The sequence below is a fragment of the Marinobacter sp. L-80 genome, assembly GCF_056859395.1.
Window position 1 is genome coordinate 104103 of sequence record NZ_JBSXOI010000046.1, and the last position, 17232, is coordinate 121334.

Consider the following 17232-nt stretch of genomic DNA (forward strand, 5'->3'; position numbering starts at 1 on the left):
GAGTGAGTAACTCTTATGAATGAACTGCCTGTCGACAAGGGTACCCGGGTAAAACTGCACTTCGCCCTGAAGTTCCCGGATGGCGAAGTGATTGATTCGACCTTTGAGAAAGAGCCGGCGTCCCTGGAAATCGGCGATGACAACCTGCCGGAGAATTTCGAGGCCTACCTGATGGGTATGAAAGCTGGTGATAAAGGCAGCTTCCAGGTGCCGCCCGAGAAAGCCTTTGGCCAGCACAACCCGAATAACGTACAGACGTTCAAGCGCCATGAGTTCAGCCCCGATATGGTGCTGGAACCCGGCGTAATGATTTCCTTTGCCGACGCGCGCCAGAGCGAGTTGCCCGGTGTTGTCAGCCGTGTAGAAGGTGACGAAGTGGAGGTGGATTTCAATCACCCCCTGGCAGGGCGTACACTGACGTTTGAAGTAGAAATCATCGACGTGGAACCGGCAGGCCCGGCCCACTAACCAGAATAGCAGGTTGATATGCAGATCCGACTCGCCAATCCCCGAGGTTTTTGTGCCGGCGTGGACCGCGCCATCGAAATTGTAAACCGGGCGCTGGACGTGTTCGGGGCGCCTATCTACGTTAGGCACGAGGTGGTCCACAATAAATTCGTGGTGGATAACCTGCGCAACCGTGGCGCCATTTTCGTGGACGAGCTGGACGAAGTTCCAGACGACAAGCTTGTTATCTTCAGCGCCCACGGCGTCTCCCAGGCAGTGCAGAATGAAGCAGCGCGCCGTGGCCTGAAGGTCTTTGACGCGACTTGCCCGCTGGTCACCAAGGTTCACCTGGAAGTCATGCGCTACAGCCGCGACGGCCGGGAATGCGTACTGATCGGCCACCATGGCCACCCGGAAGTGGAAGGCACCATGGGGCAGTACGACCACAGCAATGGCGGTGAGATTTACCTCGTGGAAAACGAGGAGGATGTTGCCAACCTCGAAGTTAAAGACCCCGGCAAGCTCTCCTACGTTACCCAGACCACCCTGTCCATGGACGATACCGCCCGCGTCATTGACGCGCTCCGCGCAAAGGTCCCGGAGATCCAGGGCCCTCGCAAGGACGATATCTGCTACGCAACCCAGAACCGCCAGGATGCTGTGAAGCAGTTAGCGGGCGATTGTGATTTGATGCTGGTGGTAGGCTCGCCGAACAGCTCTAATTCAAATCGTCTGCGTGAGCTGGCGGAGCGGATGGGCACGCCGGCCTATCTGATTGATGAGGCCTCCCAGATCAATGCTGCCTGGCTGGAAGGTAAGACTTCGATTGGGGTTACTGCGGGAGCTTCTGCCCCCGAGGTTCTGGTGAACGAAGTTATTACCCGTCTGCGAGAGCTTGGCGGCAGCGTTCCGGAGGAAATTGCCGGGCGTGAGGAGAATATTGTGTTTTCTATGCCGCGGGAACTCAGAATCGATGCAGTCGATCTTAGCTGAACTCTCCAGCATCGATCCCGAGTTTGCACTGCTACCAGCAATTAGCTATCGCTGCCCCCCGATTGCCCTGCTCATCCAGTGTTAGTGTGCCACAGTCGTCATTGGCTTGCGCGGCAGTAGGTGCTGCTTGGAGTGTGTACGTATCCCTGGTTGCGTTCCCAACGAAACTTATGTCGTAGAAGGCCGTTCCCTCCTGGGGTGATTGGGTAAAGGGAAGCACAGGATTGGCGCCAGCGTCCCGGTAATCGAACCCGTTCGAGTAGCGTCGTTCCATCCACTGACTCAACTCCAGCAGGTCGGCTTGGGCCGTGGTTCGCCGGGTTTGCTCTACCTGATTTTGATACAGTGGAAACGCGACTACTGCGATAATGCCAATGATCGCGACCACGATCACTAACTCAATGAGGGTGAAGCCGCGATTTGCGCTGGGTGAAATTGTACTGACATCCTGTATACGTAGCATTAACAAGCCTCGTTCATTCGAAAAAAGTCGTCAATCTCGGGACCGAATTGAGATGATGCGTAGAGTTCTCCCTTTGGCCTCAGGATCCACCTCAAAATAGATCTTCAGCCCTTCATCCAGCTCCTTGACCAATCTCTCTCTGGACCAGGAGGCGCCGTTGAACCTTACTACAGCGGCGAGCTCAACAAGCTGGTCGTCGATAACTACAGCTCGCCCATCTTCTGAAACTCGGTTTACCACCCCGGCCAGTTCCCCAGAATTATCCTCGCCCGCCCCGACTACGAGAGGGGTTTGAATCGTCCTCTCAGCACTGGAAGAAGGTCCCGTGAAAAGCAGGGATGCCAGAGCCATGGACAGCACCAGCACAAATTTGTTGCGTTTGGATTCTGAATCACGCATAGCAATTCCCTTTAAGTAAGAGGGGGCAGCTCCTAGCGGAGCTGCTCCCAGGTTTGCCTACCAATGTTGTTTTCTAAGGCCTTGCCACAGAGTGCTGTCGTGCAGGGATCATCGCTGTCTATCTTGTTGGGATCAGTGATGAATGCTTCTGTATCGCCCTCGGTTATAGTCCGGACTTCTGCGCCTTGACCAATGTTTATACCGCTGGGAGCGTCGCCGCCGCCGCCGCCGCCGCCGCCGCCGCCGCCGCCACCGCCGGAACCGCCGCCGGAACCACCAGATCCGACTAGATCTCCCGTAGTGAACTCGCCATCACTGTCGAGATCGAAGACTGGATCAGTCGGAGCCGCGCCGGAAATGAGGTTAAGATCCATAATGAAGCCGGTCCGGCCACTCCCGCAAGGGTTTGAATCTGGTATCAGGGTGCTGAATCGAACCCGATCCGGGAAAATGCCGAACGGATAACTGGATCGACTGACTACTCGTTCACCCGTTTTCTGAGAGTTGTAGATTAGGTCGAGATACCAGCCTTGCTCGGATGTCAGCACGTTACTGGAGGTTTCCCGAACGATATAGCTGTTGTTGCCCGTTCCATCAGTACGAGCGACCTGCACACCGTTTTGAGAGGTGATGGTTTGTTCGAGTAAGTCGCCGCGATCAAGCCCAGACTGATTGAGGTCGTCCCTGATTGCGTAAAGGCTCTGAACCTGGTCTGTTGTATCATCGCCAGTTTGTATAAAACTGCCCGTTCCGAAGGTAAGAATCAGTTCGTCAAGATCAGACGGGTTTACGGTCAGTCGAGGCGCTGAGGTAATAGGTTGAGGGGTTCCGGATTGATCAGTAGCTGTGAACAGCTTCGTAACTGACCAGGAACTGACTTGCTTCTCAACGAAGCTGAACCGCCAGATGTTACCTTTCAGGTCGCCGGCATACGCATACTGGGAAATGGCGCCGCCGTCGGGAAAGCTGGTCAGGACCGGTGCCGCGAGGCCGTTTGAATTGCCGCTCCCCCCTACACCGGTCTCAAACTGCTTGAGAAGCGCTCCATCCGAAAGGCGAACGACGAATAGGCTGGCAGAATCGTCAGTACCGTTGTAGCCATTGCCGAAGACAGCCGCCCATTCGCCGTTGGGAAGGCGTGCTATTTCAGCATTACTGACGCCATACCCTAAATCTGGATGACTGAATTCCCAAAGGACGCTATTTTCGGTTACAGCGGTTGGGTCCGTGATATCAATGGCGAAGACACTGCGTCCACCGGCACCCATGGTCCCTACCAGGATTGTTCTCCATTGACTTGAGCCATTAATATCAACGTAGGCATCGAGGGCCGTCGGCGTACCATCTACGAAGTAGCGGTGGTCGTAATCCGATTCGATAAGGGAGGAAATTTGTGCGTGGGTTTTGCCCGGTCCCGGGCGTAAGAGCTCACCCGGCATGAAGGCAAACAGCTCGTCACCGGTTTCACTGTCGAAAGCATGCAGCATGCCGTCGTTTGCGGCGACGTACAGTGCTTTGGTTCGGCTTTGATAGTCTGTAGAGGAACGGAACGCCCCATAACTTGTACCCTCATTGCCAGGTAAGCGACGGAATCCATAGTTGGGGTTGCCGACGAACAGCGGATTTGCGTTCACTATATCGCCGAGCAAGCGGCGGACCGTTGTGCCGGATTCGTTAGTGAAGCTGCGATCGCGGAAAGTCGGGTGAACGTTGGCGGCACCTCGAAGCCAATTGATTCTGTCGCTGCCAAGGTTGTCTAGCTGGCCAGGATTCTCTGGGTCTGCATTCAGCGCCGCGATCTGGGCCGCCGCAAGATCCTGAATATCCTTGAGCTGGACCGCGTTACTGCCATTGAAAGTAAAGATGTTGCGGTTGGCTGGCAGAGTCTGGCGCAACTGCTCTTCAGCATCCCAGATCTGGGATCCCGAATCGAAGTTGAAGCCAATTAGGGTGCCTGACCAATCCTCGCTGCGGAACCCTGCGAAGAAGCCAGCGGAGTCGGTTCTCAATACCGCAGAGCTCACCGCAGCAGCGGATGATGAGGTTTCTGCTCGCGCGATTACCGTGTCAAGAAACCCGGAGATTTCTCTCGAGAACTCATCAGGATTTTGGGCACTTGCGAATCCTCCACGTCCATTAACCGCAGCGTGGAGCAAATCATCAATGTTCTGTGAGCCAGCGTTTGAAGAGGGCTCTGGCCAGTTAATGGTGTTCCCGTTGCTGATTGCAGCGAAAGCATCTGATTCGCTGACGGAGCCCTCGACACCCAAGCCGATGGTGAAGGTGGTCATGTGCTGCCAAAAGGCTTCATCAATCCCGGCCGTCGGTACCTTATCGTCGAGATCGGGGCGGAGGTCGTTTTTCCAGTACTCCATGGCAACGTCTGCCAGAGTGTTAGAGTGGCCATCGCTGAATGGGGACACGGCTTTATAGTCGAAATCGTCCCCGGTGGGGTCTGGATTGGTATGGGAAGGCCCGGGTGTCCCGTCGGAGTTTCCGACAGAGGGGCTGCTTCCGTTCCAGATGCCGTCCGTCATCAAAATGGCGTAGCTCGGACGACATTCCACATGCGAATTGGTGTCGTTGGTACCTGGTGTATTCCCCCAGGGCCCGGGATTGTCTGTTCGCGAGTAGTATGTGCCCACATCTTTAAGAGCCGTCCGCAGCGGTGTTCCACCCGATACGTTCTTGGTTTGCAGCCAATCCAGGAATTGTTCCCGGCGGTTTGTGTTAAACGGCCGAACGCCACTGATGAGTGTGTTACCGGTAACTCCATCAATCGTGTTGTTGTTGGAGTTTATTGCACCGTATCCAACCCGGATATTTTCGGGGAGATCAAAGAATGCCTCACTGATACCGGCACGTGATGCAAAGTATCGGAGCCGGTAGTACGAAAACCAGTTTGCAAAGTTCTGTTGTTGTTCAGCGCTTTCGTTCGCCAGGAAAACCAGAGAGTAGCAACTGTTGTTCTTTGGGTTGGTGTCGCAGGAGGCGGACGAATTGAACTGGTAGTAAAATGCGCCATTCCGAAAATCGAAACGTGATGTCTGGTACCTGTTGGCCAAGTCGACCGAACCGGTTTGGGAGTACCCATTGACCCAGGCACTAGTGAAGTTCGAATCTGGCCGTCGACCAGTTCCGTCCGGTTTGAACGGTGGGCGGTAGGCTATGTTCGGATCGTAATAGACGGTATTAACAGCGCTACTATAGTACCAGTAATTCCGAACACTAATGGATCGGAAGTTACCGTTTCCATCGCGGTAGGTAAACGGGCCGTTGTTATCGATGTAAAGGCCCAAATCGGACCCGACGCTGTCAGGCATATACTCCCAACCCATCGACCCAGAATCATCGAAAACGAAAACCAGGTTCGGGTCCACGGATTCTTTGAGAAAAACCGGCGCGGAAGCAAGGTTCACATTTGCGACGGCGGCATTCATTGTCCCTGCAGACAGTGCGAAGGCCAGAGCGGCATGTCCAATCTTGCTGGCGCGCCGCGAAAAACGAGGGCTGGTAATTTTCATAACATCTCCTCCTGTTGGGAGAAATAAATCAAAAAATGCCTATTGGTTCGCTCCCGCGAAACGGTCATTCTGGAGGCAGCAGCGCGGTTGACTGAAGAACTGTAACCGCTTCTGCGCTACCACCTTCAGCCCGGCTCGTAATCTGGAAGCGCTCAAAACACGGTTCCGTTGGATCGATGGAGCAAACATCTGCCAAGCGTGCCTGGTGGTAAACTGGCTCAGAATTCACTTGAACGCCGACATTGCCATTGCCTGATGGGGCTGGGTTTGCACCATCCCAGTCCCAGGCCGTTGTCAGCCTTGCGGTTACAGTCGCTGCCTGACGAGTTGCCAAGGTGTTCAGAATATCGGCCTCACCCTGTCTCAAGGCAGTTTCTGCGGCCTGGAAGGAAATTGATCCATCGTGGGCATTGCTCGCCATGCGCTCCTGCATGATCGAACCTTGCATACCGCCGACAGCCAGCAATGAGATCAGAAGCAGCATAACCAGTGCCACTATGAGCGTGGCTCCACGCTCACGATGAGATGGGTGGTTAACTTTGGGTGCACTGGAAAGGTTCTGGAAACTAGCCATTACATTCTCCCCCGGATCGCGGTTGTTCCGACGGACACCAGTCTCACACGACGATCCCCGTTGTTAGCTTGCGCAACTTGGCTCCCAAGCATGTCGAAGTTCCGATTATTTGGTTCGTCCAGTACCTCATCCTGGCTCCGGGTCATTACCGAGAAACGCACGCTCACGACCGTGTTCCAGTTGGCGATCTGGTCGGCAGGAAGGTAGTCGTCGGCTGCATTAGTTCCGGCGGTGTCGACGCCGTAGAGGATCTGCAGTGTTTCGACGCCTGAAACCATTTCCTGTGGCGCCTCAAGCGGCGTGAGTAGCCGACGGAACAGCGCAGGCTCCCCGTTCGTGCCCTGACCTATGTAGTAAGCGGTTGAAGTGAATTCGTAAACTCGGGTTTGAGGTTCGTATGTTAGGTTAAAGTTATTTCCGTTATTGCCCGGGTTTACGTTTCCGCCTGCCATGGTGATTGAGCTGGAGTTTGCGTTGTTGGACTTTTGGAAAAGCTCTCCCGCAGAGCAGTCTCCGAGTGTTGCCAGTACCACCCTGTTGACGGGGACTCCTGAATTGTCGACCAAGTTGATACTGTTGCCATTCTGTGGATTTGCGGCATTGACTGGTACTCCGAGCGGGGTCATCGCGTTGACCACGAGGACATCCGAATTCGTCACCACAGAACCAGCAAGATTGGCAGGCAAGTTCGCTCCTGCCGTCCCTGATGCCCAGTTGCCCGCACCTGGTGTCGCCATCGCGTCCGCCAGAGTTACATTATCGCCCGGTCCAGTATTATTGTACTCCCATCCTTGAAGGGCCTGCGCAAGCGGAACTGTCAAGCCGCCGTTGAGGCGGTTGTCAACAACCTGGTCCAGGGGCCTCCCCATCTCAGCCAGACAGCCAAAACTACCCGCTGACCGAAGGTCCGGTGCCATGATAGCTGACACGAATCGTGTGCTTTCCTGGGCATGAGCTAAGCCCTGAGTCTGGCGATAGGTTTCATTCCCGCTCAGGTATATCTGGGTAACTCCGAGTGTCAGGATAAGGCCAAGGGCCGTTGCGATCAGAAGCTCAACCAGGGAGAGGCCAGATTGCGCCGACACGAATAGCTGCTGAGACTGGGTTGATGATGAAGTGATCAAATCTGGGTCCTCACTACAACAGGATTCATGTTCGCGTCGTTCTGGTCCCAATCAATGGTGACCGTGACAACGTTGCCGTTGACTGTAACCGCGCGAGTAGCTTCCGGCAGCAGGCAGGCCAGGCTGTTTTCCCAGGCAGCAATGTCATTGGCTGCTACCGTTGCGTTCGCGGGGACGAAGGAAGTGGCACATCCGCCATTGTTTGCCCCTTGTGCATCGCCCTGTGCCAGTGCGTAGTCATTCGGCGTGTCAGGATTAGCTCGAATACGGTCGAACAGATCTTCTGCCAACAGAACCGCCTGGCTTCTGCTCTGTGATTGGGTGTTCATCTGGAGAGAAACGACCTGTGTCGATGCCACGCCGAGAATGCCAATACCCAGAATGAGCACGGTAATCAGGATTTCAATCAAACCCAGTCCGCACTGGCTAGTAATGCAAAATGGATGTTGTTGCCGTTTCAGCATCATCAAGGGTGTTACTGGTGTCACGGGCATACTCCATCTTCTATTTCAGTTCTTCCGACAGGGCTGATACGTAAGGTACGGAACGTTATGTCGCCAGAGGCGCAGCCATTCGGGGCCACTGTGAAGGTCTGGGCATTTTGGGGAACTAAAAAACCACGTCTGTCGAAGACCAGGTCGCCAGTTGTCTCTGTAAAGGTAAGGTCAGCAGGAGCCTCGAAGCGACGGATCTGGTCGTTCGCACAGTCCCCCGCCGCATCGCCGGCATGCACGCACCATCCCGTCTCAAGTCCGCCATCGGTACTAAATGTGACATTGGTGCCGCGTTTGATTGCCTCGGCTCGTGCAAGCTTTATCGAAGAGGCAAGAAGGTTAGTGCCCGTCATCAGCCTGTTGCTTTCAATCAAACGACCAAAGCCCGGAATCGCGACCGTTGCAATAATCACGAGGATGACCATCGTGATCAACAGTTCGATAAGCGTAAAACCCTCATCTTTCTTCAACATGCCATGTCCTGTCAGTGAGCTCCACTCTAGTTAATCAAAGGCCTTGGTTACATTCACTACCCGCGCGACGAGCGGTCCAAGATCTGGATTAAGCGGTCTTCTGCTGACAGTGTTGTGATAAGGGTCACGTTTCTGGGGGTTCATGGATTGCCCTGGTAGGCGCTTACGGATTCGGGCAAGCGACACTTGCACCCCAAGGAAGGCGGATTTTTCCGTCGCCGTCATCGTCATGGACCACGCGAATTCTGCCCCCGATATTCAGGGCTAGATAACTCATCTGAGTCCGCCCGTCGGCTCTCCGGGAGCATGCGATCAAACTGCCCATAGTGCCGTGACTCATAGCATCTGCTGCCAGCTGAAAGTAGCCTCTTCCGGCGGTCCGGGAATATATATTGGAATGCCCGTTGTTTAGCTTGAAGATTTGGTGGATGTGGTCGTCGTCAGGGCGCTTGTCGTTGTTGCGATCCGGGAATACCGCGACCGGTAACGTCCAATCGTCGGTGCATCTGCGCTCTGGGGACAGCGGGCATATAGTCGTCAGCGTTTTGCTGTGAATGGCATGCGATCTAGCCGTGGCAAACATGCGCTGAATGTCTTGAGTAAGATCCCTATGGCGGTTTGAAACCAGCAATTGAGTCCAGGATGTCTGGGCAAGACCTGCCAGTAGGGTAACCAGACTGAGGGTGACGACTAGCTCGACCAGAGTAAATCCTCTGGTTTTGATATGGTTGTACATGTTCTGACTTCCGTGTCGGTTTGCAAACACTTTTCACTTCCTGTGAAAAGCAGAATGTTGCCTTTTAGTGCTGAAACCTTATCAGGTTTGGGTCCACTATGCCGATGAAATGCTATTTATTCCATTCCAAGCTTTTTTAGTCGATAACGAAGTGCCCTGAAGCTGATTCCCAGCCGTTTAGCAGCCGCCGTCTTGTTCCACCGGGTAGCTTCAAGCGCCTTCTCAATCGCTTGTCGTTCAATCTTCTCCAGGTATCCCTCCAGGTCGATTTCCCCATCAGGCACAGCAACACCCTCTCGCTCACCAGCCTCTCCCTCGGCAATAATCTGCGTGGCGGAGGCCGCGTGCTGCACGCCATTCCCCAGATGGAGATCGTTAGCATCAATCAGGTCGGCGTCGCAGAGGGTAAAGGCCCGCTCCAATACGTTTTCTAGCTCCCTGACGTTGCCGGGGAAATTATATTCTCGCAGTCGTTCCACGGCCTTTGGCGTTAACGAAGCGGGGTCGCATTCATATTCTTTCGCAATCCTCTCAAGGATGTGATTGGCAAGCAGGGGAATATCATCCGGTCGCTCTCTTAAAGGAGGTACCGCCAGTTCGATTACGTTAATCCGGTAGAAAAGATCCTGGCGGAAGCTGCCTTCCTGAACAAGTTCCGGCAGGTTCTTATGGGTAGCGCTCAGTACCCGGATGTCCACGGGCACCTCTTTGGTATCGCCAACCGGACGAACTGCCTTTTCCTGGATAGCCCGGAGCAGCTTTACCTGCATGGCGAGGGGCAGGTCTGCCACCTCATCAAGGAATAAGGTGCCGCCGTTGGCCGAACGGAATAAGCCGTCTTTATTCTCCACGGCCCCGGTAAAGCTGCCTTTTTTGTGGCCAAAAAATTCGCTTTCCATCAGCTCTGAGGGAATTGCGCCGCAGTTAACCGCGATGAATGGTCCCTCGCGGCGGGGGCCCTGCAGATGGATCATTCTGGCAACCAGTTCCTTGCCGCTGCCGGACTCGCCGCTGATAAAAACGGGCGCTTGGCTTCTGGCCAGTTTTCGGGTCTGGTTACGGAGTTTGCGTATCTCTGGCGATTTACCCAGCAACAGGCCTGGCTCGTCGGCTGTATCTTCTGTGTCTGCCTTTGGCTCGGCTAATTTGAGGGCGCTATTGACCAACTCCCTTAAACGGGGCAGTTCCACCGGCTTGGATACGAAATCAAAAGCCCCGGCTTTGAGAGACTCGATCGCGGTATCCATGTTGCCGTAGGCTGTAATCACAGCAACAGGCGTGGCGGGAGAATGCTTCTGAATCCACTGCACGAGTTCGATGCCATTACCGTCTGGCAGGTTCATGTCGGTCAGGCAGAGGTGGGTGGTGTTCTGTTCCAGCAATTTCCGGGCGCTGGTGAGGTCGGGTGCCGTGAGGGTTGTTATGCCCATCCGGGTGAGGGTGATCTCAAGTAACTCCCGGATGTCCGGTTCATCATCAACGATCAGCGCTGTGTATGTGGTCATCTTGTGTCGTCGGTTCCATGTCGTTGTTCAAGCGCCCGATATCCGCCGGCGCCGGTTCAGATCATTCGCCCCGGGTGAGCAAATGTAATGCGAAAACAGCAGCCGGGCTTGTTATCTTCTACCAGGGAAAGATGGGCCTGATTAGCCTCGCACAGTTCCCGGGCCAGATAAAGCCCGAGCCCGGTCCCGGTCTTGTCTGTGGTGAAAAACGGTTCGAACACAGAGTTTCTGTGCTCGGGTGCAATGCCTGGCCCCTGGTCACGGACATCGATATAGGCCCGCTCGCCATCTTCGGTTGCACCGGCATGAATGCCGATCTTTCGCTGTCCCGAGTGCTGTTCACTGTAGCGTAAACCGTTGTCACAAAGATTCACCATCACCTGTTCAATCTGGCTTTTGTCGAAGCGCGCCGGAGGCAGTTGCGGATCGATTTTCAGAACGATATTCGCCGTGGTGCAGTCCTCGTCCTGCGTTTGCAGGAAGTCTTCCCGAAATTCCTGGAGCCAGGGTGCCACTTCGATCAGATCGGCATTTGCGGCCCGGCGCCTGGAAAGATCCAGTACATTCTCTATGATGCCATTCACCCGTCGGGAGTGGCGTCGGATGATCTCCAGCATCTGGCGGTCGCCGGGTTCGAGGTTGGGGGATTCTTCCATCAGTTGGGCCGCGTGGCTGATCGCGCCCAGTGGATTGCGGATTTCATGGGCGATGCCGGCCGTCAGTCGGCCCAGCGATGCCAGTTTCATCTGCTGGGCCTGTTGGGTGACTTTGCTCATGTCCTCAATGAACACAAGAATCTGGTCGCCCCGCTCCTGGTCCAGCTGTGTGAAATTGGCTTGCAGCAGCGGCGAGGTCGGTGAGGGCTGAAACGGTTCAATGCGCTGTGTTGGGTCCTTCAGCCACACGTCCAGGCCCTGCTTGAGCGGCTTGGGCAGCACGGTTGCGCGTTCCTGAATCGGTAATGAGGTTTTTGGCGCGCCATATAAAAGCTCCTCGGCAGCAGCGTTGGCAAGACGGATCTGGCCGAAACGGTCCAGCACCAGAATGCCGGTTCGCATGCGCTGAATAATCTGCTGGTTGATCTTCTCCAGCTCGGCAATGCTGCGCGCCCGGCTGCTGGCCAGTGCCTCGCTGCGCATCATTCGGCGGGAGATGCTTTGCAGGACGAAAGCCGCGGCAAAGTAAAGGATGCCCAGGGAGCCGGCCCGGACGATATCATCGGCGGACTCACCCAGCGCCAGCACGGCCCATCCGGAGATGCCCAGGGAGCAGATCGCTGCCAGAGCCGCGTAGAAGGTTCCCATGCGACTCGGGGTCAGGATGTTGCCCGCCGCAACAGATACAATCACAAGGTTGGCCAGGCCGTTGGTAATGCCTGTACTGGCAAGCAGCAGGCCGTGCATGATGAGGATATCCAGCAGGATCGAAAGCGTTATATGGCGCTGGCTGGGGTGAAAGCCGGCCACAAGAAGCAGGGCGATGAAGGCATTCAGGCCCAGGTAAGCGGAGACGCCTGCCTGGTAGTAATCCAGCAGCCGGAAACGCATGTCAAAGTTGACTGGGTCCACGAATAACAGCGCCACCAGCATCAGGCTCACCACCAGGCGGTAGTGGTTGTAGATCCTGAATAGCTTTGCCTGCTGCACACCGGACGGTGTTGAAGGGGGGTGGCCGAGCGTTTCGGTCGATTGTGCTGGTGTATCTGCTGCCATGATTCACAGGAATCCGCTGTTGGTCGGAAGAAATCCACGCCTATGCGGGGTTATAATAGCCTTTTCATGGCAATGAGTTACAGGAGCCGATTTATGTCCGTGTCCGGAAATCAGGCAGCGACCGGGGTGTCTGCCAGAAAACTGCGGGTGGTGATGGCCCAGCTGGATTTTCTGGTGGGGGACATACCCGGCAATACCGAGCTTATCCTTGAGGCTGCCCGCCGGGCATCGTCCGAGCATCAGGCGGACATTGTGGTTTTTCCCGAGCTTTGCCTGACCGGCTATCCGCCGGAGGATCTGCTGTTGCGCCCGAGCCTGGAAGTGCGGGTCAACGAAGCGCTGGAAAGGTTGCAGGCGGAACGGCTGGACCCGGTGATCGTTATCGGTGCTCCCCTTCGTCATGGCCCGCTGTTGTATAACGCGGCGGTTGTGATTGACGGTGGCGAGATTACCGGCCGGTATTTCAAGCGCTTCCCGCCCAACTACCAGGTGTTTGACGAGAAGCGTTACTTTGCCGAAGGCCAGGATGTTCTGACTCTGGATATCCGGGGCGTTCCTGTAGGTATCACCGTGTGTGAAGATCTTTGGAAGGAGGGGCCGGTAGAAGACTGTGCGGCCGCAGGCGCCCGTCTGATTCTGAATCTCAATGCGTCACCGTACGATATCGACAAGCAGGCACGTCGCAAGGCCCTGTTGGAGCGAAAGTCCCGGGAGAATATGGTCAGTATCGTGTACGTGAATCTTGTGGGTGGCCAGGACGAACTGGTTTTCGATGGGGGCTCCATGGTGTTCGACCATTCGGGTGTGCTTATGGCGGAGGCTCCTCAATTTGGCGAGGGCCTGTACCCGGTTGACTTCCTCTGCGAGCACCATTGCCAGCCGGTATCCCGGCCGCTGCCGGAAGAACCGTCGTTGGAGGCCAATGTCTATAGCGCCCTGGTGACCGGTGTTCGGGATTACGTCAACAAGAATGGATTCAAGTCGGTGGTTCTGGGGCTCTCAGGCGGAATCGACTCGGCCGTTACGCTGGCGGTCGCAGTCGATGCCCTGGGCAAGGATCGGGTTCGGGCGGTGATGATGCCGTTCCGTTACACCTCCAGCATGAGCCTTGAGGATGCCGAGGCTGAAGCCGTTGCCCTGGGCGTGCAGTACGATGTGTTTTCCATTGAACCCATGTACGACGCCTTCATGGAAACTCTGGCAGCGCCTTTTGAGGGCACCAAACCGGATACAACCGAGGAAAACCTGCAGGCGCGTCTCCGGGGTGTTCTGCTGATGTCGCTTTCCAACAAGTTTGGTTCCCTGGTGCTGACCACTGGTAACAAGAGCGAGATGGCGGTGGGCTATTCAACGCTTTATGGCGATATGGCTGGCGGCTTTGATGTGCTCAAGGATGTGCCCAAAACCCTGGTATTCCGCCTGGCCAAATACCGCAACACGCTTTCGGAGGGAGAAGTGATCCCCGAGCGTGTGATCACCCGGCCGCCATCGGCAGAACTGGCGCCGGACCAGAAAGATGAAGACAGCCTGCCCGGTTACGATGTACTGGATCAGATTTTGAATCTGTATGTAGAGCGGGATTTCAGTGCCGATGCGATCGTTGCGGAAGGTTTCGAGCGAGTCGACGTTGAGCGGGTTATTCGTCTTGTAGATATCAACGAATACAAACGTCGGCAGGCGCCGATTGGTGTTCGAATTACCGAGCGAGGATTTGGCAAGGACCGGCGTTATCCGATCACCAACGGCTGGAAGAGTGGCAAATAGTTGAAGTATTCGGGGTCAGATGAACTTTTCATCTGGCCCCAAATTCAGCTGTTTGAGCCCTTACTCGTCGCCCATCAAACCGAAGGTAACAACGTTCGTCAGTGAACGGTTTTCACCCTCCAGCAGATCCACCTCAAAATCGCCGTCGGCATTGAATGCCTCACTTTCCGGGAAATTGGTACGGAGCATGGCGATTGCGTCCTGTGAACCTTTTTTCAGATCCAGGAAGCGAAAGGTTTCTGCCAGGATAATCAGAGCCTCTTCAGTAACCGTTGCGGTCGGATAATTCTCGATGATGTACCGCGCCCGGTTGTTGGCCGCCACATAGGCCTGGCGTTTGACGTAATAGCGGGCAGCGTAAAGTTCCAGCTCAGCCATGCGATTGCGCACTGCGATCATTCGCTGTCGGGCATCTGCGACGTACTGGCTTTCCGGGTAGCGGCTCAGCAGTTCCGAAAAATCCCGGAAAGACTGCAGCTGCTCGCCTGGATCCCGGGCCGCAACGTCGATCGGAAAGTAACGGGCAGCAAGGCCGATATCCAGGTTGTAGGAGGCGAGGCCACGCATATAGAGCGCATAATCCCCGTGGTCACTTTGCGGGTTCAGACGCAAAAAACGGTCGGCAGCTGCGCGGGAACCTTCCAGGTCCAGGTTCTGGTAGCGGGCATAAATCAGATCAAGCTGGGCCTGTTCGGCGTAGCGACCGAAGGGATAGTAGGTTTCCAGGGCATCCAGGTTCTCCTCTGCCTCGTTGAAATTCCCGGAGGTCATGGCCTGGCGTGCATTCTCATAGTAGGTCTTCTCCGGAAGTACTTCCTCCTGCTTGTTGGAGGCGCAGGCACTGACCAGAACAACCAGTGTGGAAAGTAACAGCAAACGAAGACCTGATCTCATTCCGGAATCCCGTATAATGTCGATTAATTCAAGGGCAGTCATTGTAGCGGGGAAGTGGCTCCATGTGCAGAGCAATGCCTCGCTGTTTCCAATAATCTGACCGAAACGTAACACACACAGGCCCTGGGGGCTTAATGTCATCTGAAAAACGAATCATCGCCAACTTTGTCGTGCCGCCGGAACTGAGTGATCGGCGCCTTGACCAGGCCGCGGCAGAACTGATGCCCGAACATTCCCGTTCCCGCCTGCAGTCCTGGATCAAAAGCGGCGCGTTGACGGTGAATGGTGAGACGCGAAAGCCTCGGGACAAAGTGATGCTGGATGATCGCCTGGCGCTGGATGCCGAGCCGGAAGCCCAGGTGAGCTGGCAGGCCGAGGAAATCTCCCTCGATATTGTCTATGAGGACGAGCACTTGCTGGTCATCAACAAGCCCGCGGGCCTAGTAGTGCACCCGGCGGCCGGCCATGCCGATGGAACCCTGGTCAATGCCCTGCTGAACTACGCACCGGAGGTCGAGAATCTGCCCAGGGCGGGTATCGTACACCGCCTCGACAAAGACACCTCGGGCATTATGGTCGTTGCCCGTAGCCTGATTGCGCACACGTCCCTGGTCGACCAGCTACAAACCCGAACCATGGGCCGCGAGTACGAGGCCGTCGTCGTTGGCACCCTCACCGGCGGCGCAACGGTTGATGCGCCCATCGGCCGGCATCCTCGGGAGCGCAAGAAAATGGCGGTCGTCGCCTCCGGCAAACCGGCGGTCACCCATTATCGTCTGGTGGAACGTTTTGCCGCCCACACTCACGTCCGCTGCAAACTGGAAAGCGGCCGAACCCATCAGATCCGGGTTCATATGGCCCATGTAAAACACCCGCTGGTCGGAGATCCGCTCTATGGAGGTCGGCTGAGACTGCCCAAGGGAACCACTGACGAGCTTAGAGAGGCCCTCTCGGCGTTCAACCGTCAGGCCCTCCACGCCCGGCAATTGACCCTGGAACACCCGGAAACCGGTGAAATCCTGACCTGGGAGGTTCCCTTGCCTGAGGATATGGTTGCGTTGATTGAAGCTCTGCGCAAACACGCCCGGGAGCTGGAAACCCGTGACTATTGAAGGTAACGCCCTGAAACCGGACTGGCCTGCGCCCGATAGAGTGCGGGCGGTCAGCACAACTCGCGTCGGGGGTGTCAGCGTTCCACCCTGGAGCAGTCTTAACCTCGGTAGTCACGTCGAAGACAACCCGGAACACGTCCAAGAGAATCGGCGAAGACTCGCCGAGTCCTTGAAGCTGGATAGCGCCCGTATTGGTTGGCTCAACCAGGTACACGGTACCGCGGTCGTTGAGCTAACCCCGAACAACGTCGGACAAACGGCCGAGGCTGACGCCAGCTACACCTGTCATCCGGGCATCGCCTGCGCCATCCTTACCGCCGACTGCCTGCCCGTTATCCTTGCCGATCGCGAAGGAACGGTTGTTGGCGCCGCCCACTGTGGCTGGCGAAGCCTGTGTGGCGGTGTTATCGAGAATCTGGTGAGCGAGATGGCGGTTGCGCCCGAAACCCTGCAAGCCTGGCTCGGCCCGGCCATCGGTCCGGACAGCTTCGAGGTCGGCCCGGAAGTGCGTGACGCCTTCCTTGATCATGGTCCCAAAGCGGTCCTCGCCTTTAGAGCCGAAGGCGCTCGGCCGGGTCATTTCATGGCAGATATCTATGCCCTTGCCACTCTGAGGTTAAATCATCTCGGTGTTTCCAGCGTGACTGGCGGTGCCCTGTGTACCGTTCAGGATTCAGATCGGTTTTTTTCATACCGCAGGGATGGCCAAACAGGGCGGATGGCCACGCTGGTCTGGCTAACAAGCTAAGTGGCCAACTTGAAGTGGCCGTGGCAAGGCGGTTGCTGAAAAGTCCGGTGGCTGGTGCGAGGCTGCTTTCCAGAACTGTCTGCAGCATGGATGCTGCAGCCAAGCCTACAGGGATGTATTCACGGCGTGTTCTGGAAAGCAGCCTCGCGCCAGCCTTGCACCCAGCACCAAACTCAAACCTGACGGCCGTCAATTTTCTGACGAATACACCGCCGCCCCGCTTGAAGTCCCTCTACTTGCCCCTACATTAACTGTCAAAGCAATCGAATA

At 55.9% G+C, this 17232-nt stretch carries 16 protein-coding genes; 5 read left to right on the forward strand and 11 right to left on the reverse strand.

The window, feature by feature from the left end:
- Positions 1-15: 15 nt before the first annotated feature.
- Positions 16-468 carry an FKBP-type peptidyl-prolyl cis-trans isomerase gene (gene fkpB, locus AC13E3_RS04680; RefSeq protein WP_008170725.1) on the forward strand — a complete coding sequence of 151 codons (453 nt, stop codon included), beginning with the start codon at positions 16-18 and terminating at the stop codon, positions 466-468.
- An 18-nt stretch (positions 469-486) separates the two neighbouring features.
- Positions 487-1440 (forward strand): 4-hydroxy-3-methylbut-2-enyl diphosphate reductase, encoded by a 954-nt coding sequence (ispH, locus tag AC13E3_RS04685; protein ID WP_482901776.1) that lies wholly within the window; start codon positions 487-489, stop codon positions 1438-1440.
- Positions 1441-1471: 31 nt separating this feature from the next.
- Here the strand turns inward: ispH and AC13E3_RS04690 are convergent, their stop codons facing one another.
- From AC13E3_RS04690 to AC13E3_RS04735, 10 genes are all read right to left on the reverse strand, one after another.
- The gene (locus tag AC13E3_RS04690; RefSeq protein ID WP_169054489.1) at positions 1472-1903 is read right to left on the reverse strand and encodes a type IV pilin protein; all 432 of its coding nucleotides are present in this window, start codon (positions 1901-1903) and stop codon (positions 1472-1474) included.
- A gap of 30 nt (positions 1904-1933) precedes the next feature.
- Positions 1934-2302, reverse strand: a complete 369-nt coding sequence (locus tag AC13E3_RS04695) for a hypothetical protein (protein WP_092033008.1) — start codon at positions 2300-2302, stop codon at positions 1934-1936.
- A 32-nt stretch (positions 2303-2334) separates the two neighbouring features.
- Positions 2335-5826 (reverse strand): pilus assembly protein, encoded by a 3492-nt coding sequence (locus tag AC13E3_RS04700; protein WP_482901777.1) that lies wholly within the window; start codon positions 5824-5826, stop codon positions 2335-2337.
- Positions 5827-5890: 64 nt separating this feature from the next.
- The gene (locus AC13E3_RS04705) at positions 5891-6400 is read right to left on the reverse strand and encodes a pilus assembly PilX family protein (RefSeq protein ID WP_092033013.1); all 510 of its coding nucleotides are present in this window, start codon (positions 6398-6400) and stop codon (positions 5891-5893) included.
- Positions 6400-7524 (reverse strand): PilW family protein, encoded by a 1125-nt coding sequence (locus AC13E3_RS04710; RefSeq protein WP_092033016.1) that lies wholly within the window; start codon positions 7522-7524, stop codon positions 6400-6402. The genes AC13E3_RS04705 and AC13E3_RS04710 overlap by 1 nt, the downstream gene beginning before the upstream one ends.
- Positions 7521-8018: a type IV pilus modification protein PilV gene (pilV, locus tag AC13E3_RS04715; RefSeq protein ID WP_482901778.1), complete on the reverse strand. Its 498-nt coding sequence runs from the start codon at positions 8016-8018 to the stop codon at positions 7521-7523. The genes AC13E3_RS04710 and pilV overlap by 4 nt, the downstream gene beginning before the upstream one ends.
- Positions 8009-8491, reverse strand: a complete 483-nt coding sequence (locus AC13E3_RS04720) for a GspH/FimT family pseudopilin (protein WP_092034276.1) — start codon at positions 8489-8491, stop codon at positions 8009-8011. The genes pilV and AC13E3_RS04720 overlap by 10 nt, the downstream gene beginning before the upstream one ends.
- 163 nt (positions 8492-8654) lie before the next feature.
- Positions 8655-9227 carry a GspH/FimT family pseudopilin gene (locus tag AC13E3_RS04725; protein WP_092034274.1) on the reverse strand — a complete coding sequence of 191 codons (573 nt, stop codon included), beginning with the start codon at positions 9225-9227 and terminating at the stop codon, positions 8655-8657.
- Positions 9228-9343: 116 nt separating this feature from the next.
- Entirely contained in the window at positions 9344-10732 is a 1389-nt protein-coding gene (locus tag AC13E3_RS04730; protein WP_092034272.1) for a sigma-54-dependent transcriptional regulator, read from the reverse strand.
- A gap of 56 nt (positions 10733-10788) precedes the next feature.
- Positions 10789-12444, reverse strand: a complete 1656-nt coding sequence (locus AC13E3_RS04735) for a sensor histidine kinase (RefSeq protein WP_092034270.1) — start codon at positions 12442-12444, stop codon at positions 10789-10791.
- A 93-nt stretch (positions 12445-12537) separates the two neighbouring features.
- Between AC13E3_RS04735 and AC13E3_RS04740 the strand changes: the two genes are divergently transcribed.
- The gene (locus tag AC13E3_RS04740) at positions 12538-14208 is read left to right on the forward strand and encodes an NAD+ synthase (RefSeq protein ID WP_092034268.1); all 1671 of its coding nucleotides are present in this window, start codon (positions 12538-12540) and stop codon (positions 14206-14208) included.
- A gap of 60 nt (positions 14209-14268) precedes the next feature.
- On the opposite strand, the gene AC13E3_RS04745 is transcribed toward AC13E3_RS04740, so the two are convergent.
- Positions 14269-15102: an outer membrane protein assembly factor BamD gene (locus AC13E3_RS04745; protein ID WP_008170703.1), complete on the reverse strand. Its 834-nt coding sequence runs from the start codon at positions 15100-15102 to the stop codon at positions 14269-14271.
- Between the two features lie 134 nt (positions 15103-15236).
- Between AC13E3_RS04745 and rluD the strand changes: the two genes are divergently transcribed.
- Positions 15237-16214 (forward strand): 23S rRNA pseudouridine(1911/1915/1917) synthase RluD, encoded by a 978-nt coding sequence (gene rluD / locus AC13E3_RS04750; protein WP_008170702.1) that lies wholly within the window; start codon positions 15237-15239, stop codon positions 16212-16214.
- Positions 16204-16962: a peptidoglycan editing factor PgeF gene (gene pgeF, locus AC13E3_RS04755; RefSeq protein WP_092034266.1), complete on the forward strand. Its 759-nt coding sequence runs from the start codon at positions 16204-16206 to the stop codon at positions 16960-16962. Before rluD ends, pgeF begins: the two co-directional genes overlap by 11 nt.
- The last annotated feature ends 270 nt before the right edge of the window (positions 16963-17232 follow it).